The organism is Undibacterium sp. 5I2 (genome assembly GCF_035019605.1).
Lineage (GTDB): Bacteria > Pseudomonadota > Gammaproteobacteria > Burkholderiales > Burkholderiaceae_D > Undibacterium.
In genome coordinates this window covers 138,049-161,662 of sequence record NZ_JASJVS010000001.1, presented here as the reverse complement: position 1 = coordinate 161,662, position 23,614 = coordinate 138,049, and the positions used below count along the sequence as shown (strand labels likewise).

Here is a 23,614-nt window from a genome sequence, read left to right as displayed (position 1 = left end):
ATTCAGACTCCTTGCTTGAGTTGCTGTTTTAAATTCGGTGCCAGTGACAAGATCACCAGTGCCAGCGCCAGCGGTAACGCCGATATGAAGCCGAGATGTTTGAAACCGAGTGCGCCCATCACGCCGCCGACAAAAAAGGCCGTGACCAGCATTCCATGCAGGCGCAATTTCGTCATATTGGCACCGACTTCTTCATCCCGTGGTACTTGACTGCCCTGACGATTCCAATAAATCAACTTACCCAGTTCGATGCCGATGTCGGTCACCAGACCCGTGACATGGGTGGTGCGGATTTCCGCATTGGAAATTTTGGTGATGAGGGCGTTTTGCAAACCCATCAGATAGCATAAAAAAACCGTGGTCAGTGACACCGTCACCACCGCGTGTTGCTGCAATTTGCTGCCGATCAGACCAAAAATAAGCAGCAATACCGCTTCGAGCAATAACACCGGTGTATAGATGTAACGTAAGTGATTGCGCTTGGCATAGTTGACGATGATGGCGGTGCCGGCGGCCCCCCAAGCAAAAGCAATGAGCATGAACAGGGCGGCGAATGCCGGTACCAAGCGTCCTAGTACCAAATCATCGGCCGCCGACGAGAGCATGCCGGTCATGTGTGAGGTGTATTGGCCGACGGCGAGATAACCACCGGCATTCAAGGCCCCGGCCACGCCAGCCAGGGTGACGCCGAGATGGCGATTCGACCGGGCGGTTCGTTGCGGTGAGGTGAGCTTGGCGAGGTAATTGATGGGCATGCAAAGAGCCTTGATAGCGGACGGTATATAAGTAACAGTATAAGCTTCTGTGCCACCGCGCGTATTCCTGTCAGATCGAGAAACTGTGCTTGTTTGGGTTAGCTCAAACATAGAAGCTGTCAGCAGTGCTCATTAATACCATTTAAATACCTGTTGACAGTCACGGTGGAATAATTTTACAGTCTGGCCGAGTAGCGTAACCCTGACCGGGCAAGTGTTTTTTGTGCCTCAAACCTAGATCAATGATGACTTCCTCGACTGAAAATTTGCCCGTGAACTTGGCCCTGAGTGCCACCCCAGACCCCGGCGCGCTGCGTTATCTGCTTGGGGTTGATGGTGGTGGCAGCGGTACCCGTGTGGTGTTGGCTGATTTACAGGGGCGTGAACTGGCGCGCGCCGCCGCCGGCCCATCCGGCCTTGCGCTTGGACGGGCGGCGGCATGGAGGGCGATTGAGGCAGCCATTGCGGCCGCCTTTCAAGCGGCCGGCTTGGTGCAGCCACACGCGGCGGCATTGGCGCTTGCTTGTGGTTTGGCCGGGGTGAACAATGTGCAGTGGGCGGCTGAGCTGATGGCGCAAAATCCTGGTTACGGCCTCGTAGTGGCCGAAACCGATGCCTACACGAGCTTGCTGGGCGCGCACGCCGGGCAGGCCGGGGTGGTGGTGGCGCTTGGTACCGGCAGCGTTGCTCAAGTACTACACGCCGATGGCAGCCGGCGTGAGGTCGGTGGTTGGGGTTTTCCGGTCGGTGATGAGGCCAGCGGGGCGTGGCTGGGTATGCGGGCGATGAATTTTTTGCAGCGCGTGCTCGATGGTCGTGCCGCTGCCAATACCTTTTCTTTGGCGCTGTTGGCACAGTGTGGCGGCGACAAAGATGGCGTGTTCGCTTGGCTGGCACAAGCCAAGCAAACCCGTTTTGCTAGCCTCGCACCGCTCGTCATCGAGCATGCAGCCACACAGGATGTGGCGCGCGACATGCTGTTGGAGGCCGGCCGCGATGTCGAGTTGATGGTGGCGGCACTCGATCCCACACAGTCGCTGCCGGTCGCTGTATGCGGCGGACTGGCTGCGGCGATCAGCCCTTTTTTACCACCGGCACTACAACAACGGCTACAGCCAGCCAAGGGCGACTCTGCCAGCGGTGCCTTGATTTTGATTCGAGATCATATCGATCAGTCAAACCGGAAAGACTGACATGCAAGCATTCCAGCCTTGTCTATGCCGAATCCGAAACCGGTGAGCGATAGTCTGTAGGCTTATCTGGCGACGCATAATGTGGCACCGGCACGCGGCTTACCTATTTAAGCAATGGCACGGCGAGCGAGTTATCCTCTTCTTACTATCGCAGTGATTATTTTGATTTTGTAGCGGAGCTGTTTCTATGAGTGTGCATCAACAATTACATGGGCAAATTCTGACGCCCGATGGCTGGTTGAACGGGACGATAAAGTTTATCGATACCATCACGGCACTGAGTGCTGATAGCGCTGATAGCGCTGATAGCAGTGGGGCGGAATCGGCGGGGCCATATATTTTGCCTGGTTTTATCGATTTGCATGTGCATGGTGCCGGTGGTAAAGATACCATGGAAGCTGGTGATGCGGTCAGCCTGATCGCGCGCCAACACGCGCGTCATGGCACCACCAGTATGTTGGCGACCACGATGACCGCGCCGCTGGCCGATATCGAAGCGGCCTTACAGGCGATCCGGCCGCTGTTGCTAGAGCGTCCAGCGGGTACCGCGCGCGTGCTCGGTGTGCATCTCGAAGGCCCGTATATCAATCCGGGCAAGCTCGGTGCGCAACCCGATTTTGCCGGCGTCGGCTCGCTCGAACAAGTGCTGCGGTTTGATGCCATCGCTGCCATCAAACTGGTCACGGTGGCGCCGGAAATTCCCGGTCACCTGGAGTTGGTGCGGCAGTTGTGTGCCATCGGCATGGTGGTGCAGATCGGTCATACCCTCGGCACCTACGAGGATGGCGTGGCGGCCTTGGCCAGTGGTGCACGCGGCTTTACCCATCTTTACAATGCCATGTCGCGCCTCGATCAGCGCGCGCCTGGCATGGTCGGGGCCGCGCTCGCGCATGCGCAGTATTCGGAAATCATTCCGGATTTACTACACGTCCACCCCGGCGCCATTCGTGCCGCCCTGCGGGCGATTCCGCAGTTATACTGCGTGACCGATTCGACCGCGGCCACCGGCATGCCAGATGGTCCGTATATGCTGGGCCGTCAGATCGTGCATAAGTGTCTGGGCGGAGTGCGATTGGCCGACGGTACCTTGGCCGGCAGTACCCTGACCATGGATCAGGCTTTGCGGAATTTGGTCGCCATTGGGCTCGACCTGGCCGATGCCTCGCGCCGCGTCTCGACCAATGCCGCCGATTATCTGGGCTTAAGCCAGCGTGGCCGGCTGCGTGTCGGTGCGTTTGCCGACATGGTGGTGCTCGATTCTCAGCTTAAGCTCATTGCCGTTTATGTAGAGGGAGAAAAAATTGAGCTCGCAAATACTTAAAAAGCACGTTCCTCCCAGCATGTGGCAAAACAATGGGCTCCAGATCAGCCGTGCCACTTGAGCCAGCTGAGCGAGAGAAATTGAATCAGCCCTGGTACCGAAATCGATCAGCTTGTTAATTTATTCGGCGCGCTCAAAGCGCGCTAAGGAGGGAGTTTTACATGACGCAACAAGCAGGGAAGCACGCGCAGATGAGCTTGCAGCAGGCACGCCAACTGGCGGGTCAACTGGTGATGATACGCATGCCCTTGACCAGTCTCGATGCGGCGGCGGCCGAATTTTTACGCACGCATCATATTCGCGCACTATGCTTGTTTCGTAACAATATGATCGATGCGCCACAACTGACGCGCCTGACTGCCGATTTACGCGCCGTGATGGGGCCACAGACCCTGCTCGCCATCGACCAGGAAGGCGGCGCCGTGGTACGCACTACCTGGGGCCCACAGCCACCATCGGCGATGTCTTTGGGCGCGGCCGATGATGTGACACTGTGCCGTGAGGTCGGTGCGGCGGTGGCGCGGCATCTCAGGTCACTCGGTTTCAATTGGAATTTCGCGCCGGTTCTCGATGTGAATAATAATGTCGATAACCCGGTGATTTCCGAGCGCTCGTTCGGTGCCTATCCCCAGCGTGCCGCCGAGCTGGCCTTGGCCTGGATGGATGGCAGTTTGGCCGAAGGCGTGGCCTGTTGCGTCAAGCATTTCCCCGGTCATGGCGATACCCATATCGACTCGCACCGCGACTTACCAACGGTGGATAAAAGCCTGGCGCAATTAGAGGCGCTGGAACTGGCACCATTTCGTCAAGCCGTGCGTCGTCAGGCACCGGCCATGATGAGCGCGCACATCATTTATCCGGCACTCGACGCCGACTATCCGGCGACCATGTCGCCGGCGATTCTGCATCGATTACTGCGCGATCAATGGCAGTATGAAGGCGTGCTCATTACCGATGGCATGGATATGCATGCGATTGCCGGTCGCTATGGCGTCGGCCATGCCGCTGTCTGTGCCTTGCTGGCTGGGGCCGATATGGTGATGGCCTTAGGGAATACCGCAACTCAACTCGAAACCTTGACGGCACTGACCGAAGTGATTTTGTCGGGGCAGATTTCGCTCGCTGAGATCGAGCGCAAGCTCGCGCGCATTCGCGCTCTCACTGTGGCTTATCCCTGTGTGGCGACGCCGTATCAGACTGAATTGGCCGATCATCTCTTGATGTCGCAGGCGTGGCGGCGCGGCTTGACTGCCATCGCGGCACCGCAGGCACCGGCGCGCAATAGCAAGGTGCGTTTGCTCATCAGTGCCGATGTCGTCAGCGACGGCGTCTCGGAAGCCGGTATTTCGGCCGCTCAGGTTAGCGCCATGCTGGCCAGTTTATATGATGTTGATACCGTCACTTTCGAACGGGCCGATGAGTTTGACTGGCACAGCTTACCGGCTGATGGGCGGACTGTGATTCTGGCTTCGACGGTGCGGATTCGTTATTCCGAGCGCGTGCGCCAAAGCTGGAAGCCGGCGCTGCATTTGGTATTGTGGAATCCATTTCAGGTGCTCGACATCGATGCGCCAGCCTTACTGAGCTATGGTTTTGCGCTGCCAGCCTTGGATGCGATGCGTGCTTGGTTGGCGGGTGAAATCACGGCTGCCGGGCGGCTGCCGGTCGCCACCTGAGCCGAACAGAGCGTCGCTTGCGATTACCACAGCTCTGCGCGCTGATGCCGGATCAGTTCACGCCAGCAGCGCAGTGCAGAGTGAATTGATTTCCTCTTCGGAGTCATTGAGAATTTCCTGCAAAGTGCTGTCCTCGACTTCGAAATCAATCAAGGTAGTTTCTTGCTTGATCTGTAGGCTCTCCATTTGATGCAGTGGCGACACCACCGGTGCGATGTCATTGGCCAAGATCAGCGTGTCGGCCAGCGATATGGGCGGTATCGCCGCAATACCTTGCCACAGCGATTCAACTGCCGCCACCACCGGATCGGGGATGGCCAAGAGTTTGATCACGCCACGGGCAATCACCCGTTCACCGTAAGCGAGCCAAATATCAGGCGAACCATCGAGTAAGCCGGGAAATTCTTCGGCGCGCGAAATCAGATAAAAACCGCCGATTTCATGGATGATGCCGGCAAACATAGCCGTGTCGGGGTCGACCTTGGTGATGTGGCGCGCGATCACTTGCGCCAATGCGGCGACATGGGCTGAATGCTCCCATAACTGACGCGCTTTGGCTTGCAAGCCAGGGTCGCGTACTTGTTGATTCAGCTGTCGCACGATCAGCGCCGCGACCAAGGTGCGCAGACTGCGAAAGCCAAGCCGACTCACTGCCATCTTGACATTCGTGATGCTGTTGCCCGAACGATTGTACGTAGCCGAATTCGCCAAGGCCACGGTACGCGCGGCCAGCAGCGGATCATTCATGATCATGCGGGTAGCTTGATCGAGATGACAATCGGGGTCGTCGAGTGCGCGCTTGAGTTTGAGCGTCGCGTCCAGATGGGTAGGAAATATCAGCTCGCCGCTGTTGAGTTCTTCGGCAAGAGTTTTCAAGATGGCTAAGCGGTCCATGGCAGTTCTCCGGTAAACGTGCTGCGGCAGCATGCTTGTTAAAGAATGTTAAATGGCCGCCTGATGTCAGACAGGATAGGTAAAAAAATTCTATAAAGCAACTTTTAATTAATTATGATGATTTGGCGCTTGTTTCGATTGCTGGCGCTGATGCAGATAGTGCGGGCGCTGGCTGTGCTCGGTGCTGGCTTGACGACTGCTGGCCAAGATGGCGATGAGCAGGCGAAATACAATCAGCGTCAGAACGACGGCCAGCGCGAACGGGATCAAGCTGATGAGCAGCACGATCGCCATGGCATAGACCAAAAACCGTGGCAGTGGCGTGGCGGCACCGGCACGTGCGAGCTTGTACAGTAATTGACGGCACTCTTGCCCAGTCTGGCGCAGCAGCGAATAAAGATATTGAGTGAATGGTTTGGCTGTCATGGCCTTGTTTCCTTTAATCAGCAATGAAATAGAAATATACAAACAATATTATTACTGCGGGTGTTGAAGAACGCTACGGTAATCGGACACGCCGATTGCCGTCAGCGGCCAGGCCCCTGCGTCAGATGGGACAGATTCCTAGGACCGCCCCGGTCGCACCACCAAGGCGACGCCAGCCAAGGCAACGGCCATACCCGCGGCGGCGGTCGCGGTGAATTGTTCGCCGAACATCAGCCAAGCCATGGCGGCCGTCACCGCCGGTACCAGATACATATAACTGGTGACTTTGGTTGCTTCGCCGTGGCGTATCAAAATGAACAGCACCGAAATGCCGACGCCGGAAAGAATGAAAATCGACCACGCCATGGCGGCAAAAAATTGTGGTGTCCACAGGATGACTTGTTTTTCCAGCAGTAAGGCAAACGGCAAGGTGACCAGCAAGGAGGCAGCGAATTGCAGCACTTGACCGGTACGCACATCGAAGCTCGGGCAGGTTTTTTTCTGGTACAAGGTTCCGCAAGTCATGGCCAATAAGGCCATCACCGCCAGCGCTACGCTGTGCAGTGATAAATGCACCACCGACATTTTATTGGCCACCACCAAGCCGACTCCGATGATGCCCAAACCCAAGCCCAGCCATTGTTTTCCGCGGATTCGCTCACCGATCATCGGGCCCATGACAGCCGTCAGGATGGGCTGGATATTGGCAATCAGTGCGGCTAAGCCGGCCGGCATACCGAGTTTCACAGCCGACCAAATCCCACCCAGATAGACTGCTTGCATCAATACCCCGGCCACGGCAATCGGTAACCAGGCGCGGCGTTCTGGCCATGGGGCCCGCATGCAGATGGCGAGTACGAGCATGAAGATAATCACGCCGGCATAGCGCAGGCATAAAAACGTCAGCGGTTCTGCATACGGCAAACCATATTTCGCGACCACATAGCCTGAGGCCCAGATAAAGATGAAAATGGCGGGTAAATAGCGATGTAAAGGAAAGGCGCGCATGCGACGTAGTCTCTGCAATGAATGAAAAAGGATAATTTTTTTTATTACATAATCGCATGTCGGCAAGCGACGACAGGTGAAAAAAAACCTGCGATGCATAGCATGACGCAGGTTTTTTTCATCTCAGCGGGGCGTGCCACAATGGCACGCAGCAATTACGCCAGATTGGCTGCTGCAAAATCCCAGTTCGCCAAGGCCCAGAATGCTTCCAAGTATTTTGGACGAGCATTACGGTAGTCGATGTAATACGCATGTTCCCACAAATCGCAGGTGATCAGCGGCTTGTCGGTGGTAGTCAGTGGTGTCGCTGCATTCGATGTGTTGACGATGTCGAGGCTGCCGTCGGCTTTTTTGACCAACCAAGTCCAGGAAGAACCGAAATTACCGATGCATGATTTGGTAAAGGCTTCTTTGAAGGCGTCGAAGGAACCCCATTTGGCATTGATGGCATCGGCCAGCGCGCCGCTTGGCGTACCGCCACCGGCTGGTTTCAAACCGTTCCAGTAAAAGCTGTGATTCCAGATTTGCGCCGCATTATTGAAAATACCGGCCGAAGATTTCTTGACGATGTCTTCCAAGCTCAGGTTTTCGAATTCTGTACCTTTGATCAGGTTATTGAGATTGGTCACATAGGTCTGGTGATGCTTGCCGTAGTGGTATTCCAATGTTTCCTGAGAAATGTGTGGAGCGAGAGCGTCCAATGCATAGGGCAATGCCGGCAGGGTATGTTCCATGGTAGGTCCTTTAATTTACGTCAGTGATCGGTCGTCAGGGTCCGTTTATTGTTAAGGAAGCGCGGATTTAATCCAAGCGGTTTGCCCGCCGCCACTGAGGCGCACTTGCGTCGTCTTTTGCCGTCAATAGCTCGCTATGAACGGCAAAAGACCCCTTGCATTGCATCCTCATTGGCAGCGGTCAATTCCACTGCGATTAAATCTGCACTTCCTTAAACGCAACAGACTCTATTGTAAGCTTTTGTGAGAAAGCTTGCAGATTCCTTAGTCTAAACTTGCTTGCACGCTGCTGATGCCCAGATCGGCGCTGCCATCGGCCAAACGGACGCGCAGCGCTTGCTGGGGCTGCAGTTCGCCAGTGCTGCGCAGGACATGTCCGTGGCGATCGCTGAGGATGGCATAGCCTCGTTCCAGCGTGCGCTGCGGATTGAGCATTTCCAGTTGCGCGCTCAAGGCGGCCAACTGCGCAGCTTGCTGCTGTTGGCAGTGGCGCATGCCTTGCTGCAGTCGTTGTTGCCATTGTTGTAAAAAATGCCGCGCCGTGTGGCTATCGGGTTGGGCCGCGTATAAACGCTGGCGCAATTGCTGCAGTTCGCTGCGAGCGTGCTGCAGCGGTACGCGCGCCGCATATTGCAAGCGCAGCGCCGCCTGCCGCAATTGCGCACGGCGGGCGGCAATCGCCGTGGCTGGGCTATGCAGTCGGCGGCTCAGGTGGTCGAGGCTCTGGCTGCGTTCGCCTTGCAGGCGCTGCATCGCACGTTGCAGCAATTGCTGACTAGCTTGTAATTCCTTGAGCCAGTCGGCGCGCGGACGTAGCGCCAGTTCGGCTGCAGCCGTCGGCGTGGCGGCCCGCAGGTCGGCGGCATAATCGGCGATGGTGGTATCGGTTTCGTGGCCGATGCCAGTGATCACCGGAATGGCGCAATGCGCGATGGTACGCGCCACCACTTCTTCATTGAAGGCCCATAAGTCTTCGATACTGCCGCCGCCGCGGCAGACCAGCAGCAGTTCACATTGACCGTGCGCTTCGGCACTGGCGATCGCGCTGGCGATCGCGGCGGCGGCACCTTGGCCTTGTACCGCGGTGGGGTAGAGCCAAATCTGCAGATGCGCGGCGCGGCGTCGCAGGGTCGTGAGCACATCGCGCAAGGCGGCAGCTTGTAAGCTGGTGACGATGCCCAGTGTGCGTGGAAATGCAGGCAAGGGACGCTTGCGCGCGGCATCGAACAGGCCTTCGGCAGCGAGCGCGGCTTTCAAACGCAGAAAGGCTTCATACAAGTTGCCGACGCCGGCGCGTCGTATCGCTTCGACGCTGAGCTGGTAATCACCGCGCGCGGCGTACAAAGTGACCAGCACGCGTAGTTCGACGCGATCGCCTTCGCGTGGCAAGAAGTCGGCATATTGGGCGCGGCCGCGAAACATGACGGCACGCACTTGGGCGTTGTCATCTTTGAGCGTGAAATACCAGTGTCCTGAACTGGCGCGGGTGAAATTCGATATTTCACCGGCTACCCAGGTTAAGGGTATGTGACGTTCCAGCAATTTCGCGACGACCTGATTGAGAGCCGACACGCTCAGCACGGCTGGGCTGGTGTCAGTTGTTGGTATCCAAGGGCTGGTTTGCATAGGTGAGGCGTTTCAGTGAGAAGCTGTAGCGAGCTGTGGTGCAGCAATCGCTTATGGTAGCAAATATTGCTGCACTCATGCAGCTGATGGTGTGCAAGTGTGTGCATCTAAGCATGTACAAATAAGGTATGCAAATAAGGTATGCAAATAAGTTGTGCAGTTGGAAAACACCGTTACAAATCAATGACTTTAGTTAGATCTCGGCAACTTATGCACAAAGATATCCACAGAAAAAGTGCATAAGCGCTAGCTAGTTAATCAAATCTAGTAAAGAGTTAGTGTTGATTAATTTTTAATCAGTATGATTATATTGAATTAAATCATATACTTAAGGCGATAAAATTTCTTTGTACACAAACTTATCCACATAAATTGTGCAGAACCTTGGCATTATCCACAGACAAAGTTTGTAAAAATGAAATTTTTTGCATGGAACAGCAAAAATGGCGTAGTGCTTAAAAAAAAGGCGGCAAGAATTTAATGATATAAATCAGTAGCTTAGCGATATTCGACGGAGTTTTTCACATGGTTGTCCACATATTTTGTGCAAAAAGTCATGCTTATCCCCAAGCGCCATGCAAGGGACTTTCTCTATGTGCTGGAAATTCCTTCCCAGAGGCAATAAACGGCGATTTGCTGTATTTTTAAGCGCCGGATTTTTATTTATATAAATCAATTGCTTAGCGAGAAATCGGGGGTTTTTGCACAGTCTTGTCCACATCATCTGTGTAAAACATAGAGACTTATCCACAGTCGTGCTGGAGTGCAAAAAAATCAGGCAACAAAAATGAAAAAGAACGCGTTTGCTTATTTTAGTTGCATCGTGATAAAGCAAAGCAGAATCAATCACTTAGGCTCGATTCGAGGTGCTTGTGCACAAGCTTGTCCACAAATTGTGTGCAAAAGCGACGGCAAAAAAATTCTTTAAAGAAAGTTTTTTCTGCACATTATTCTGCTTAAAACTTGAGCGTTCGAATAAAAATGTTATATTTCAATTACTTAGCTCACTTTCTCTGGCTTATCCACAAGCTTGCACACAGATAATGTGCAAAACCAGCGTGTTGTGATTTTAAATTATGGCGGATGCGCAATAATTTCTGCCTCCACCTCTTGCCCGACGCGAAACAACGCGCTACATTGCGGGGTTGGAATCCAGAACTTTCAAGGAGTGCGTTTTGTTCGCTATCATTCAAGCCGCCGGTTGGCCCATTTATCTATTATTGACTGCCTCGGTGGTTGCCGTGACCTTGATCATCGAGCGTAGCCTGTCGCTGCGGAAAGCGAAAATCTTACCGCCGACCTTACTCGATGAAGTCATACGCGTGTATCAAAGTGGTAAAATCAAAGCCGAAGTCATCGATCAATTGGCGGCCAATTCACCGCTCGGCACCGTGCTGGCAGCCGGCTTGCGCAACGTCCATGCACCGCGCGAGATCATGAAAGAATCGATAGAAGAAGCCGGTGCCGCGGTGGCCCATAGGCTCGAAGCTTTTCTCACTACCTTGGGAACCATTGCCTCGCTCGCGCCGCTGATGGGTTTGTTCGGTACCGTGGTCGGGATGATAGAAATTTTCGGTTCGCAAACTGCTGCCGGTGCCAATCCGGCGCAGTTGGCACACGGTATTTCGGTGGCGCTCTATAATACCGGCTTCGGCTTGCTGATCGCGATGCCTGCTTTAGTTGCCTATCGTCATTTTCGCGCCTTGGTGGATAGTCTGGTGGTAGATATGGAGCAACAAGCAGTCAAATTTGTTGATGTTGTTCACAGCGCCAGAAAGTAAGCACCATGAACTTTCGTAAAGGAAAAGCGCGCGAAGAACCGGAGATCAATTTGATTCCGTTCATCGACGTCTTATTGGTGATTTTGATTTTTCTCATGGTGACGACGACCTACAGCCGTTTCACTGAATTACAAATCACTTTGCCGACGGCGGACGCCGACAAGGCGCAGGAAGCCAAGCCGAACCAGATTGAAATTGGCATCGATGCACAGGGCCGGTATAAAATCAATCAACAAGCGGTCTCGTTTCTCGATACGGCCACGTTGGCCGATGATCTTAAGCATGCGGCCGCTGCCTTGGAGGGGGGGGCTGCTGAGCCGGTGATCATCATCAATGCCGATCGAGCCGCCACGCACCAATCTGTTGTCGATGTACTGGAAGCTGCGCGGATTGCCGGATTAGCCAAAGTGACCTTCGCTGCACAGGCCAGTAATAAAACGAAATAGTCAAGCTGTGGCAGGTGGCTAAAGTAATATCAGTGGGGGAGCTTCGCTCCCTCGTGTTTTTTTGGAAATGGAATTTGAATGCAGGCAAGTATTGAGGCGTGGTTGTTGGCTGCTTGGCAGCGCCGCGGCGTGTTTGCCTGGCTGATGCGGCCACTGGCGCTGGTGTTTGAATTCATCGTCAAGTTTCGTTTCGCCTTGTTTTTGCTTGGTTATAAACGCCAATATCGTCTTGCTGTGCCGGTGATCGTAGTCGGTAATATTTACCTTGGCGGTACCGGCAAGACGCCGTTGGTCATGTATTTGCTACAACAATTACAGGCGGCCGGTTTTCGGCCTGGGGTGATTTCGCGCGGTTACGGCGCGGCAGCTGAGCGCGTCATCGTGCTTGATGATGATGCTTTAGCCGAGCAAGTCGGTGATGAACCCTTGCTCATTGCTGCGCGCAGCGGCGTGCCGGTGGCGGTCGGGCGCGATCGTGTGCAAGTCGCACAAAGTTTGCTGGCGGCGCATCCAGAGATCAATATCTTGGTCGCCGATGATGGCTTGCAGCATTATTATCTGGCGCGCGATGTAGAAATCATGTTGTTCGACCAACGTGGTGCCGGCAATGGTTGGATGTTGCCTTCCGGGCCATTACGTGAGCCGCTGACGCGGCGGCGCGATTTCACTGTGCTCAACAGCGCTGCCGATGCGACCAGCGCTCCGGGCGTGCCTGCTGAAGCGTGGCGCATGCAGTTACAAGCCCAAGCGCTGTATCAGTTATCCAGCCCCATGCAGCGCCTGCCATTAGATTGTTTGAAGGCAGAACGGCTGTGGGCGGCGGCGGGAATAGGCAATCCGGAGCGCTTTTTTTCTATGTTGCAACAACATGGTTTGCTGTTTTCGCGCCTGCCGCTGAGTGATCATCATGTGTTCGATGCCGGCAGTTTTGCCGGGCTCGATGCCGATTGCATACTGATAACGGAAAAGGATGCAGTAAAATGTAGGGAAATTCCGGCACTGAAAAATGACGCGCGGATCTGGGTGCTGCCTGTGGAAGCACAGCTCGATGCAGGATTTGCCACTGATTTACTACAATTGATTTCGGAGAAAAAGCATGGACGCTCGCTTGCTTGATATTTTGGTTTGCCCTTTGTGTAAAGGGCCTTTGCAATACAATAAAGTCGCGCAGGAATTGATCTGCCATGGCGACAAACTGGCTTTTCCGGTGCGCGATGACATCCCCATCATGTGGGCGGACCAAGCGCGCACCTTGAGTGCGGCTGAAATCGCTGAGCGTTGAGGTCAGCGTCATGAGTTTCATCGTCATTATTCCTGCTCGGCTGGCGTCGAGTCGTTTGCCCGATAAGCCTTTGGCCGATATCGGCGGCAAGCCCATGGTGGTGCGTACGGCCGAACGGGCACTGGCTTCCGGTGCGTCGGCGATCATGGTCGCGACCGACCATCCTTCCATCGTCGCCGTGTGCCAGGCGCATCAGATTCCAGTTACCTTGACGCGTGACGATCACCCTTCAGGCACTGACCGCATCGCCGAAGTGGCGGCGCGTATGAATTTGCCAGACGATGCCGTCATCGTTAATGTGCAAGGCGATGAGCCCTTGATCGACCCGGCCCTCATTGCCGCCACGGCCGCCTTGGTCAGCGCGACGGTGCCGATGGCGACGGCGGCCCATCCCTTGCTCGATGCTGCCGAAGCATTTAATCCGAATGTGGTGAAGGTCGTGCTCGATGTGCAAGGGCGCGCATTATATTTTTCCAGAGCGACAATTCCTTGGCACCGCGATGGTTTTGCTCGCACTCATGCCAGCTTGCCGGAAAATTATGCGCCGCTGCGGCATATCGGGCTGTATGCATATCGCAACGATTTTTTGCGAAAATATCCACAACTGGCGATTTCTCCGTTGGAACAAATTGAAGCTTTGGAGCAATTGCGTGTGTTGTGGCACGGTTATGCGATTGCGGTGCACATTGCGGCTGCCAGCCCTGTACCTGGCGTTGATACCTTTGAAGATTTGCAAAAGGTCAGGCAAGTTTTTTTGGAAAACGCGCAAAACGCAAGTCCAAAGGCAGTGCTTCCATGCTAAAACATCAAGAATGCGCGAAATTGTGGTAAGTTTCGTGAAAAGAAACTGTGTTACAACGATAAATAGAACAATCACTCAGCCTGCATCTTGATGGTGCGGGTATAAAAATTCAAACTCGTCTTAGGAAATAAAATGCGTCTTATTTTGTTGGGAGCACCGGGAGCCGGCAAGGGCACTCAAGCCAATTACATCAAAGAAAAATTCAATATTCCTCAAATTTCCACTGGCGACATGTTGCGCGCCGCGGTCAAAGCCGGCAGTGCGCTCGGTCTGGCAGCCAAAGAGGTGATGGATGCCGGTGGTTTGGTGTCGGATGACATCATCATCGGCTTGGTCAAAGATCGTTTGCAGCAAGCCGATTGCGCTAATGGTTATTTGTTTGATGGTTTTCCGCGCACCACGCCGCAAGCCGATGCGATGAAGGATGCCGGCGTACAGATCGATTACGTACTCGAAATCGATGTGCCCGATGCGGCGATCATCGATCGTATGAGCGGTCGGCGCGTGCATCCGGGTTCCGGCCGCACTTACCATGTGAAGTTCAATCCGCCGAAAACGGCCGGTATCGATGACTTGAGCGGCGAAGAGTTGATACAACGTGATGATGACAAGGAAGAAACCGTCATGAAGCGTTTGTCGGTCTACCATGAACAGACAGAAGTGCTGGTAGGCTACTACGGTGACTGGGCCAAGTCGGGCCAACCCGGCGCTCCCAAATATCGCAAGATAGCCGGGGTGGGGCCGGTAGAAACGATTCGTGACAGCGCGTTTGCCGCGCTGGCTGAGTAAGTTAAAAAAAATGCGAACCGTTGGTTCGCATTTTTTTTGGGGGAAAGCGCGGGTTCGCTCTGCGCTCTTTGAGTGCCCGATCGCATGGTCGCAGGCAGTATGGCGAATGACTCGTTCGGGTTGTCGGAAAACCGACGCGCTGATTGGCGCGCCGGCATAACAACTGGGAGAGTCAACATGACAACAAGTCTGTGGTTCGTCGTCGCAGCCGGTTTCGTCGCCGTACTGTATGGTTTGCTGGTACGCCGCTGGGTATTGCGACAGGATGCCGGTAATGCGCGCATGCAAGAAATTGCAACGGCGATACAAGAGGGGGCCGCTGCCTATATGGCGCGGCAATACAGGACCATCGCCGTAGTCGGTTTGGTATTGTGTTTGATCATTGCCTTCATGCCAGGTCTGGGCGCGATGAGCGCCGCCGGGTTTTTAATCGGCGCGCTGTTGTCCGGTGCCTGCGGGTTCATTGGCATGAATGTTTCGGTACGCGCCAATGTGCGCACGGCGCAGGCGGCCACCCGTGGTATTGAAGCAGCGCTGCAGGTCGCGTTTCGCGGCGGTGCCATCACCGGCATGCTGGTGGTGGGCTTAGGTTTGCTCGGCGTAACGCTGTTTTACTGCCTGCTCTTGGCCACGGCACCGCATGCACTCGGTGCCACCCTGAGTATGCACGATGTGCTCAAACCGCTCATCGGTCTGGCCTTCGGCGCATCGCTGATTTCGATTTTCGCGCGCTTGGGCGGGGGTATTTTTACCAAAGGGGCCGATGTCGGAGCCGACCTGGTCGGTAAAGTCGAAGCCGGTATCCCTGAAGACGATCCGCGTAATCCGGCGGTGATCGCCGACAACGTCGGCGACAATGTCGGTGATTGCGCCGGCATGGCGGCCGATTTGTTTGAAACCTATGTGGTGACGCTGATCGCGACAATGTTGCTCGGCTCCTTGCTTATCAGTAATGCTGTAACGCAAGCCTTGCTCTATCCTTTGTTGCTGGGCGCGGTATCGATTCTGGCTTCCATCGTCGGTTGTTCTGCCGTTAAGATCCAAGCCGGCCGCAAGATCATGGCGGCCCTGTACACCGGCTTGTGGTGGACTGCCGTGCTGTCGCTGCTCGGTTTTGCGCTCGTCACCTGGCTGGTATGGCCGGAAGCGGCGATGCGTTGGAAAATGCTGGGATCGGCGACAGTTGGCATCGCCCTTACCGGTGTGTTGGTGTATGTGACTGAATATTACACCGGCACCGATTTCAAACCGGTGCGCCATATTGCCGAGGCCTCGACCACCGGCCATGGCACTAATATCATCGCCGGGCTCGGTGTGGCCATGAAGTCGACCGCTTGGCCGGTGTTGGCGGTGTGTCTGGCCATACTGGCGGCCTACCAACTGGCCGGCTTGTATGGCATTGCGATTGCTGCGACGGCTATGTTGTCTTTGGCCGGCATCATTGTCGCGCTCGACGCTTATGGCCCTATTACCGATAATGCCGGCGGTATCGCGGAAATGGCTGACATGCCGGCCGCGGTGCGCGCCATCACCGATCCGCTCGATGCTGTCGGCAACACCACCAAAGCAGTCACCAAGGGATATGCGATCGGTTCGGCCGGCTTGGCCGCCCTCGTGCTCTTCGCCGACTATACCCATGCGCTTGATGTCGCCGGCAAGTCCAGCAGTTTTGAACTCTCTGATCCGTATGTCATTGTCGGGCTGTTCATCGGTGGCTTGATTCCCTATTTGTTCGGTGCCATGGCGATGGAGGCGGTCGGCCGCGCGGCTGGGGCGGTGGTGGTGGAAGTACGGCGGCAGTTCAAGGAAATCAAGGGCATTATGGATGGCAGTGGCAAGCCAGACTACGACCGAGCCGTCGATATGTTGACCCGGTCGGCGATCCGGGAAATGATTGTGCCATCCTTGTTGCCGGTAGTCGTGCCGGTCATCGTCGGCCTCTTGCTCGGACCAGCCGCACTCGGCGGCTTATTGATGGGAACCATCATTACCGGCTTATTTGTCGCCATTTCGATGACGACCGGTGGCGGCGCTTGGGATAATGCTAAAAAATACATTGAAGAGGGCAATTTCGGTGGTAAAGGTTCCGAGGCCCACAAAGCTGCCGTAACCGGTGATACGGTCGGCGATCCCTACAAGGATACCGCTGGCCCAGCCATCAACCCTTTGATCAAAATTATTAACATCGTTGCTTTATTGCTGGTGCCAATCTTACCGAGCCCGCAAGATCACGCGCCGAACTTGGTAAGCATGCCTATCATGCATGGCAGTCCCATCGTTCGACCGGTGGCGGAACCGCCTGATGTCGTCGTGGTACCGAAGGCTCGTTAGCATCAGTCGATTTTTTGCTGTCCATACCCATATGCACACTGATTTAATCCGCGCATTGCTAGCCGAATTGGATACAATAAGCAGTACATGACGTTAACGTTAACGTCATGTAACTTTTTAATCATATAAAACCAAGGAAAGCGACATCATGCAAATCGACACTGGCGTATTTATTATCACTGGCGGTGCCTCCGGTCTTGGCGCGGCAAGCGCGAGAATGATTGCCGCCAATGGCGGTAAAGTGGTGTTGGCCGACGTACAGGTTGCCGCTGGTGAACAACTGGCGGCCGAACTTGGTGGCTTGTTCGTGCGCTGTGACGTCACTTCTGAAGCTGATGGCTTGGCCGTTGTGGCGGCCGCAGCGAGTCTCGGTAGCCTGCGTGGTTTGATCAATTGTGCTGGCGTGGCCCCGGCCATCAAGACGGTCGGCAAAGATGGTCCGCATCCGCTTGATGTGTTCGCGCGCGTGGTCAATATCAATCTGATCGGTACCTTCAATATGTGCCGCTTGGCTGCCGATGCCATGGCTAAAACCGCCGCTACCGAACAAGGTGAACGTGGTGTAATCATTAATACTGCCTCGGTGGCAGCTTACGACGGTCAGATCGGCCAAGCCGCGTATGCCTCTTCGAAAGCAGCCGTAGTTGGCTTGACCTTGCCGATGGCGCGTGATTTGTCACGCAGCGGCATCCGCGTAATGACGATTGCCCCTGGTATTTTCGAAACCCCGATGTTGCTCGGTATGCCGCAGGAAGTACAAGATGCACTCGGAAAAATGGTGCCGTTCCCACCGCGTCTCGGTAAGCCGGATGAGTATGCGCAACTGGCCAAAGCCATTATTGAAAACGTGATGCTCAATGGCGAAACGATTCGTCTCGACGGTGCGATTCGTATGCAACCCAAGTAAAGCAAGTTGGCTGTTGTTTTTTTTAAATGAGAGACCTGTCGCTATACGCAATGAAATAACAATTTGCTACACTGATCCGATCGGCCCTTTTTTATTGAAAAAAAAATGAATAAGAACGCAGAGACGGGTTTGATTTTGTCTGGAGGCGGTGCGCGTGCCGCTTACCAGGTCGGCGTATTGGCAGAAATTGCTGACATCCTGCAGGCTGCAGGCCATGCTCCTGAGCAAAATCCCTTCGGTGTCATATGCGGCACCTCAGCCGGGGCGATCAATGCCACGGCTTTAGCTTGTCGCGCTGATCATTACGCCGATTCGATCGCACAATTGCTACGCGTGTGGGAAAATTTTGATGCTGGGCAAGTGTATCGCGCGGATTCTCTCGGCGTCATGCGCAGCGGTGCACGTTGGCTATCCCTGTGGTCATTCGGTTGGCTGTTGAATAAATGGCGCAAGTCGCCGCCGAATTCTTTGCTCGATAATTCACCCTTGCAGGATTTGCTTACTCGTATGCTTGACTTGAGGCAGCTCGATGCTGCTTTCCAGAATGGCAGTTTGCATGCGCTGGCGGTAACGGCTTCTTCCTACACGGCCGGTCAGCATTTGACTTTTTACCAAACCTTGGCCGACATCGAACCTTGGGTGCGTAGTCAGCGCTTGTCGCAGCGTGATTTTATTGCTGTTTCTCATCTCATGGCCTCGTCGGCGATTCCATTTATTTTCCCGGCGGTGGCATTGAATTGGGGTGGGCAGCTCGATTACTGTGGTGATGGATCAATGCGTCAGTTGGCGCCGATTTCACCGGCCATTCATCTCGGTGCCAAGCGCGTCTTGATCATCGGTGCCGGTCGATTGGCCGAACGGGCGGAGGTCCGTACCGAGTTGGCGCGTTACCCGAGTCTGGCGCAAATTGCGGGTCATGCCCTATCGAGTATTTTTCTCGACAGTTTGGCGGTGGATATAGAACGGTTGACACGAATTAATAAGACGGTGGCCTTGCTGCCACCGGAAGTCTTGGCACAAACCAGCTTGCACACCATCGATTTACTGGTGATTGCCCCATCAGAACGCCTCGATGATATCGCCAGCCGGCATGTTTCCAGCCTGCCTTTGCCGGTGCGGACTATGCTCGGCGGTATAGGGGCGACCGAGGCGCGTGGTTCGGCGCTTGCCTCGTATTTATTGTTTGAAGCCAGTTATACGCGCGAACTGATTGCCTTAGGACGACGCGATGCGCGTGAACGGGCCGCCGATGTACTGACATTTTTTGCCGGGCAGATGCGCTGAAAAGTATTGATTCCTGCGCAGCAAAGCCGTAATCTAGGAGCCTGAGCGGCAGAACGAGTCGAAGCGAAAAATCTGTCCTCGCTCAGATGATTTTGCAGCCGACTCCGTTCTGCCGCTCAGGCTCCTAGGGGCTTGTTCTGCTACTTACATGGAAGCTTGATGATGAGATTACCTGCTGGCTTGCTGCGACGCTGGCTTTTGCAATTGCTCTGTGCCGTGGGTTTTTTCGCCTTGGTCGGTGCCGCCTTTGCTGCCACCGATACGGTCAGCATAGCGAGCTTGCCGCCAGAAGCGCGCACTACACTCTTGCTCATCAAGCAGGGCGGCCCGTTCCCATTTTCCAAAGATGGTGCGGTATTTGGCAATTATGAAGCGCGTTTGCCTAAGCAGAAGCGCGGTTATTATCGTGAATACACGGTCGTGACGCCACGTGCCCGCAATCGTGGTGCGCGGCGCATTATTGCTGCTCAGCCAGCCGGAGAATATTATTATACCGATGACCATTACGACAGCTTTCGTCGTATTCAAGAACCATGATTGATTCTTCCAGCGAGACCAACATGTCTGATCTCACCAAAGTGGCACCCAATGTTGTGCAGTCGATACGGGCTTTTCGTGTTGCCGACCTGCAGGCCGAAGCGGCAGCAGCAGGGCAGCATTTTTTGTATGCGCATTGCCTTGATGCGGAAAGTAAGCCACAGGTTTTGTCTGAAATTGCCAGTTCTTTCGGTTTTCCCAAGCATTTCTCAAAAAACTTCGATGCCTTGTTTGATTGTTTGACCGACATGATTTTCCAAGCCGGCCCGCAGCCTGGCTTTGTGATTGTTCTGGATCAATTGCCCAATACGCAAAAATTTGATACCGAGGCGCGCGAAACTTTACTCGATGTATTTCGCGATGCGGCAGAGTTTTGGGCGGATAGAAAGGTTGCATTCCGAGTCTTTTATTCTTTCGAATAGCGCGCGTTCGGCTGTTTACCTGTAGACTATCGGCTCTTGTCGCCATTTTTACTTGGGGCTTCATGCCTGTCAGCGGTACAATGCCGCCATGAAAAAGATTGTCATCCTCATTTCTGGCCGTGGTAGCAACATGCAAGCTGTCGTCGAAGCGTGCATGGCGCAAAAGTGGCCAGCTCAGATTGCTGCAGTAATCAGCAACAGTGCCGATGCGAGTGGGCTGTCCTATGCAGCAAACCAAGGTATTCCGGCACTTGCTGTGGTCAGCAAAGAATTTTCCAGCCGTGCTGCGTTTGATGCAGCGCTACAACAGAAAATCGACGAATTTTCACCTGACTTGGTGGTATTAGCCGGATTCATGCGCATCTTGACGCCGGCTTTTGTCACGCATTATGCCGGACGTATGCTCAATATTCATCCGTCATTGTTACCGAGTTTTACTGGCCTTGCCACTCATCATCAGGCTTTGCAGGCCGGTGTGAAAATTCATGGCGCGACAGTGCATTTTGTGACAGCGGAATTGGACCATGGTCCGATTGTTGCGCAGGCGGCGGTGTCAGTGTTGGAGCAAGACAGCGAAGCAACGCTGGCACTCAGGGTGCTGGCAATGGAACACATCATTTATCCGCAGGCGATACGCCAGTTCGTGGAAGGCAAGATTGAAATCGTTGACAATCTTGTCAGAATCAACCAAGCGAGTGGTCTGTCATCGACTACAACAGAACAATAAAATATTAAGGAAGCAGCATGCGTTTAGCCCCGGCCCTCACTGGTCATACTGAAGAAGTTTTGCGTGAAATTTTGCGTTTTACCGGCCCTGCCGACGGCACCTTGTCGCGCTACTTCCGTGAGCATCCGCGCCTCGGTTCGCGCGAGCGTGGGGTGATTGCCGAAGCGATTTACGGCTTGTTACGCAATAAATCGGTGTTCAGCAGTTTTGCTGAATCGGGTTCCGGTCCGGCCATGCGCCGTCTGACCTTGCTCGGTTTGGCCGATGCGATGGGCATCGATTCACTCGGCGGCTTGACCGAAGAAGAAGCGGCTTGGTTGGACCGTGTGATGCAAATTGATCGTTCGCATTTTAATGTGACGATGAAAGCCAATCTTCCTTTGTGGCTGTGGGAAAAATTAAGCGCACGTTTGGGCGAAGCCCCGGCCTTGGCCTTGGCCGAAGCGCTCAATACTCCGGCCCCGCTCGATTTGCGGGTCAATACGATCAAGGGCAATCGTGACGAAGTCGCCGCCTCACTGGCCGAAGCGCCGATTTTGACCGAGCCGACACCGTATTCGACCACAGGCTTGCGCATACAAAAGAAACCATCGATTCAGAATTTGCCTTTGTTTAAAGATGGCACGATCGAAGTGCAGGATGAAGGCAGTCAATTGCTCGCGCAATTGGTCGGTGCGCGCCGTGGTGAAATGGTGGCCGATTTTTGCGCCGGTGCCGGTGGTAAAACCTTGGCGCTCGGTGCATTCATGCGCAATACCGGCCGCTTGTATGCTTTCGATATTTCCGAGAAACGTCTGGCCCGTTTGAAGCCGCGTTTGGCACGCAGCGGCTTGTCGAATGTGCATCCGGTAGTAATTGCACATGAGAAAGATGCCAAAATCAAACGCCTTGCCGGCAAGCTCGACCGTGTTTTAGTCGATGCCCCATGCAGTGGTCTGGGCACCCTGCGCCGCAATCCCGATGTGAAATGGCGTCAGACTCCGGAAGGCGTGGCTGAACTCAATGTCAAGCAAGCTTCCATCCTCGCGAGCGCGGCACGCATGGTGAAACCGGGTGGTCGTTTAGTGTATGCGACTTGCAGTATTTTGGATGAAGAAAACGAAGACATCGTGCAAGCGTTCTTGCTCGCGCATCCGGAGTTCAGCTTAGTGCCGGCGTCGCAAGTCTTGGAAGAACAAAAAATTGTGCTGGAAATGGGTGATTATTTGAAGCTCTACCCCCATATACACCATACCGATGGCTTTTTCGCCGCTATTCTTGAACGTAATAAATAAATTGTCACTGCGTGCGGCGTCTTCCTGCGGCGCTGCCGCTGACTGGGAACGCCATGACGACTGAAACACTGACTACGCTGATCACTGATTTGGGCACCGATTTTCGCGAGCCACAATTTTTGTGGCAAGTCGCGACGGTGTTGCTATGTGTCGGTTTGACGTGGTTATGTGCGCGGGCAGTGCGGTATTTCTTGGTCAAGGGGCAGCCGTCTTCGGCGGTCGTGCAGCTTGGAGTAGCGAGTTTTTCGCGCGTCCTCGAGCCGGCGCTGTGCATGCTGTTTTTGTTGGCCGGACGGGCGATTCTGTCGCAATGGCAGCATACCCATTTGTTCGCTGTGTTGTTCCCGATACTCGGTTCGCTGGTGCTGATACGATTTGGTTTTTATGTCTTCCGTAAAACCTTCGTACGCTCCGGGCAAGTCGGCAGTTTTTTACAATTGGTTGAAAAACTGTTTGCCGGCTTGGTTTGGTTGGTGGTGTTGTTGCATTTCAGCGGAGTATGGCCGGAACTGCTGACGGCACTCGATGAGATTGTTTTACCGCTTGGTAAAAATAAAATCTCGCTACTCAATATTTTAGAAGGTTGCATTTCCGTGGCGCTGACCATGGTGGTGGCATTGTGGGCCAGCGCGGCGTTGGAAGCACGTTTAATGCTTTTGCCGAATGCGCATTCCTCGCTCAAAGTGGTGCTGTCGCGTTTAGGTCGGGCTTTCCTGATCGTGCTGGCGATCTTGGTCAGTTTAACCATCGTCGGCATTGATTTGACGGTGTTGTCCGTATTCGGCGGCGCGCTTGGGGTGGGGCTTGGTTTTGGCTTGCAAAAAATTGCCAGCAGCTATGTGTCCGGTTTCATCATCTTGTTCGACCGCAGTATGGCGATCGGCGATATGATTACCGTCGATAAATTCAGCGGCACTGTGACGCAAATCAATACCCGATATACTGTGGTGCAAAGTTTGGATGGCGCTGAATCAGTGATTCCGAATGAAATGCTGGTCTCGACGCCAGTACAAAACTTTTCCTTGAGCAGTCGCCGTGTGGCGGTGTCGGCCGATGTCACGGTTGCCTATGATACCGAGGTCGAAGCCTTGCTGCCTTTACTGGTACAGGTAGCATCTGGCGTCGAGCGGGTTCTCGCGGATCCGGCCCCATCATCGTATTTGATGAAGTTTGGTGCCGATGGCTTTGAGTTGCGGGTGAGTTTTTGGATCGCTGATCCGGAAAACGGGCGCTCGAACGTCTTGTCCGGCGTCAACCGCGCGATTTGGAAGTTAGTTGTTGAGCAGAAAGTTTGCCTGCCTTATCCGCAGCGCGTGGTGACCTTGATTAATGAGGCCAAGCCTGCTGTGGATACAACAGTCAATCAGCTTTAAATTTGCTGCAAGTGCAGTGAAAACGC

General features: G+C 54.4%; 22 protein-coding genes and 1 pseudogene. 17 read left to right on the top strand and 6 right to left on the bottom strand.

The genetic code is table 11. The features are described from left to right. Positions 1-2: 2 nt before the first annotated feature. Complete coding sequence (locus QN359_RS00740; RefSeq protein WP_322249350.1) at positions 3-755, bottom strand: YoaK family protein; 753 nt, start codon at positions 753-755, stop codon at positions 3-5. 245 nt (positions 756-1,000) lie between these two features. Between QN359_RS00740 and QN359_RS00735 the strand changes: the two genes are divergently transcribed. The 3 genes from QN359_RS00735 to QN359_RS00725 all read left to right on the top strand — a co-directional run bounded on the left by QN359_RS00735 (position 1,001) and on the right by QN359_RS00725 (position 4,945). Continuing rightward, positions 1,001-1,948 (top strand): BadF/BadG/BcrA/BcrD ATPase family protein, encoded by a 948-nt coding sequence (locus QN359_RS00735; RefSeq protein ID WP_322249349.1) that lies wholly within the window; start codon positions 1,001-1,003, stop codon positions 1,946-1,948. Between the two features lie 187 nt (positions 1,949-2,135). After that, positions 2,136-3,269: an N-acetylglucosamine-6-phosphate deacetylase gene (gene nagA / locus QN359_RS00730; protein ID WP_322249348.1), complete on the top strand. Its 1,134-nt coding sequence runs from the start codon at positions 2,136-2,138 to the stop codon at positions 3,267-3,269. A 161-nt stretch (positions 3,270-3,430) separates the two neighbouring features. After that, the gene (locus QN359_RS00725) at positions 3,431-4,945 is read left to right on the top strand and encodes a glycoside hydrolase family 3 protein (RefSeq protein ID WP_322249347.1); all 1,515 of its coding nucleotides are present in this window, start codon (positions 3,431-3,433) and stop codon (positions 4,943-4,945) included. A 57-nt stretch (positions 4,946-5,002) separates the two neighbouring features. Here the strand turns inward: QN359_RS00725 and QN359_RS00720 are convergent, their stop codons facing one another. The 5 genes from QN359_RS00720 to xseA form a co-directional block, all read right to left on the bottom strand. Then, the gene (locus tag QN359_RS00720; protein WP_322249346.1) at positions 5,003-5,839 is read right to left on the bottom strand and encodes an HDOD domain-containing protein; all 837 of its coding nucleotides are present in this window, start codon (positions 5,837-5,839) and stop codon (positions 5,003-5,005) included. A 108-nt stretch (positions 5,840-5,947) separates the two neighbouring features. Next, the gene (locus QN359_RS00715; RefSeq protein WP_322249345.1) at positions 5,948-6,265 is read right to left on the bottom strand and encodes a hypothetical protein; all 318 of its coding nucleotides are present in this window, start codon (positions 6,263-6,265) and stop codon (positions 5,948-5,950) included. 138 nt (positions 6,266-6,403) lie between these two features. Beyond that, the gene (locus tag QN359_RS00710; protein ID WP_322249344.1) at positions 6,404-7,273 is read right to left on the bottom strand and encodes a DMT family transporter; all 870 of its coding nucleotides are present in this window, start codon (positions 7,271-7,273) and stop codon (positions 6,404-6,406) included. Positions 7,274-7,428: 155 nt separating this feature from the next. After that, a complete protein-coding gene (sodB, locus tag QN359_RS00705) occupies positions 7,429-8,007 on the bottom strand; it encodes a superoxide dismutase [Fe] (RefSeq protein WP_322249343.1) in 579 nt (192 codons plus the stop codon). A 264-nt stretch (positions 8,008-8,271) separates the two neighbouring features. Beyond that, the gene (xseA, locus tag QN359_RS00700) at positions 8,272-9,633 is read right to left on the bottom strand and encodes an exodeoxyribonuclease VII large subunit (RefSeq protein ID WP_322249342.1); all 1,362 of its coding nucleotides are present in this window, start codon (positions 9,631-9,633) and stop codon (positions 8,272-8,274) included. Positions 9,634-10,808: 1,175 nt separating this feature from the next. Between xseA and QN359_RS00695 the strand changes: the two genes are divergently transcribed. The 14 genes and pseudogenes from QN359_RS00695 to QN359_RS00630 all read left to right on the top strand — a co-directional run bounded on the left by QN359_RS00695 (position 10,809) and on the right by QN359_RS00630 (position 23,588). Continuing rightward, positions 10,809-11,414 carry a MotA/TolQ/ExbB proton channel family protein gene (locus QN359_RS00695; RefSeq protein ID WP_322249341.1) on the top strand — a complete coding sequence of 202 codons (606 nt, stop codon included), beginning with the start codon at positions 10,809-10,811 and terminating at the stop codon, positions 11,412-11,414. A 5-nt stretch (positions 11,415-11,419) separates the two neighbouring features. Continuing rightward, positions 11,420-11,860, top strand: a complete 441-nt coding sequence (locus QN359_RS00690; protein WP_322249340.1) for a biopolymer transporter ExbD — start codon at positions 11,420-11,422, stop codon at positions 11,858-11,860. A gap of 78 nt (positions 11,861-11,938) precedes the next feature. Further along, a complete protein-coding gene (lpxK, locus tag QN359_RS00685; RefSeq protein WP_322249339.1) occupies positions 11,939-12,976 on the top strand; it encodes a tetraacyldisaccharide 4'-kinase in 1,038 nt (345 codons plus the stop codon). Then, entirely contained in the window at positions 12,957-13,142 is a 186-nt protein-coding gene (locus QN359_RS00680) for a Trm112 family protein (protein WP_322249338.1), read from the top strand. The genes lpxK and QN359_RS00680 overlap by 20 nt, the downstream gene beginning before the upstream one ends. A gap of 10 nt (positions 13,143-13,152) precedes the next feature. After that, a complete protein-coding gene (gene kdsB / locus QN359_RS00675; protein ID WP_322249337.1) occupies positions 13,153-13,944 on the top strand; it encodes a 3-deoxy-manno-octulosonate cytidylyltransferase in 792 nt (263 codons plus the stop codon). Between the two features lie 132 nt (positions 13,945-14,076). Continuing rightward, entirely contained in the window at positions 14,077-14,733 is a 657-nt protein-coding gene (gene adk, locus QN359_RS00670) for an adenylate kinase (protein WP_322249336.1), read from the top strand. Between the two features lie 177 nt (positions 14,734-14,910). Continuing rightward, the gene (locus QN359_RS00665; RefSeq protein ID WP_322249335.1) at positions 14,911-17,064 is read left to right on the top strand and encodes a sodium-translocating pyrophosphatase; all 2,154 of its coding nucleotides are present in this window, start codon (positions 14,911-14,913) and stop codon (positions 17,062-17,064) included. 148 nt (positions 17,065-17,212) lie between these two features. Next, positions 17,213-17,971, top strand: coding sequence for an SDR family NAD(P)-dependent oxidoreductase (locus QN359_RS00660; RefSeq protein ID WP_322249334.1), 759 nt, complete (start codon positions 17,213-17,215; stop codon positions 17,969-17,971). A gap of 105 nt (positions 17,972-18,076) precedes the next feature. Then, complete coding sequence (locus tag QN359_RS00655) at positions 18,077-19,255, top strand: patatin-like phospholipase family protein (RefSeq protein WP_322249333.1); 1,179 nt, start codon at positions 18,077-18,079, stop codon at positions 19,253-19,255. Between the two features lie 159 nt (positions 19,256-19,414). Then, complete coding sequence (locus tag QN359_RS00650; protein ID WP_416200206.1) at positions 19,415-19,792, top strand: ribonuclease domain-containing protein; 378 nt, start codon at positions 19,415-19,417, stop codon at positions 19,790-19,792. A 5-nt stretch (positions 19,793-19,797) separates the two neighbouring features. Beyond that, positions 19,798-20,214, top strand: a pseudogene (locus QN359_RS00645) (barstar family protein); the annotation flags it as partial. A gap of 88 nt (positions 20,215-20,302) precedes the next feature. Further along, entirely contained in the window at positions 20,303-20,941 is a 639-nt protein-coding gene (gene purN / locus QN359_RS00640; protein ID WP_322249331.1) for a phosphoribosylglycinamide formyltransferase, read from the top strand. 17 nt (positions 20,942-20,958) lie between these two features. After that, positions 20,959-22,215 carry an RsmB/NOP family class I SAM-dependent RNA methyltransferase gene (locus QN359_RS00635; RefSeq protein ID WP_322249330.1) on the top strand — a complete coding sequence of 419 codons (1,257 nt, stop codon included), beginning with the start codon at positions 20,959-20,961 and terminating at the stop codon, positions 22,213-22,215. Positions 22,216-22,268: 53 nt separating this feature from the next. Then, positions 22,269-23,588, top strand: coding sequence for a mechanosensitive ion channel family protein (locus QN359_RS00630; RefSeq protein WP_322249329.1), 1,320 nt, complete (start codon positions 22,269-22,271; stop codon positions 23,586-23,588). Positions 23,589-23,614 lie beyond the last annotated feature (26 nt).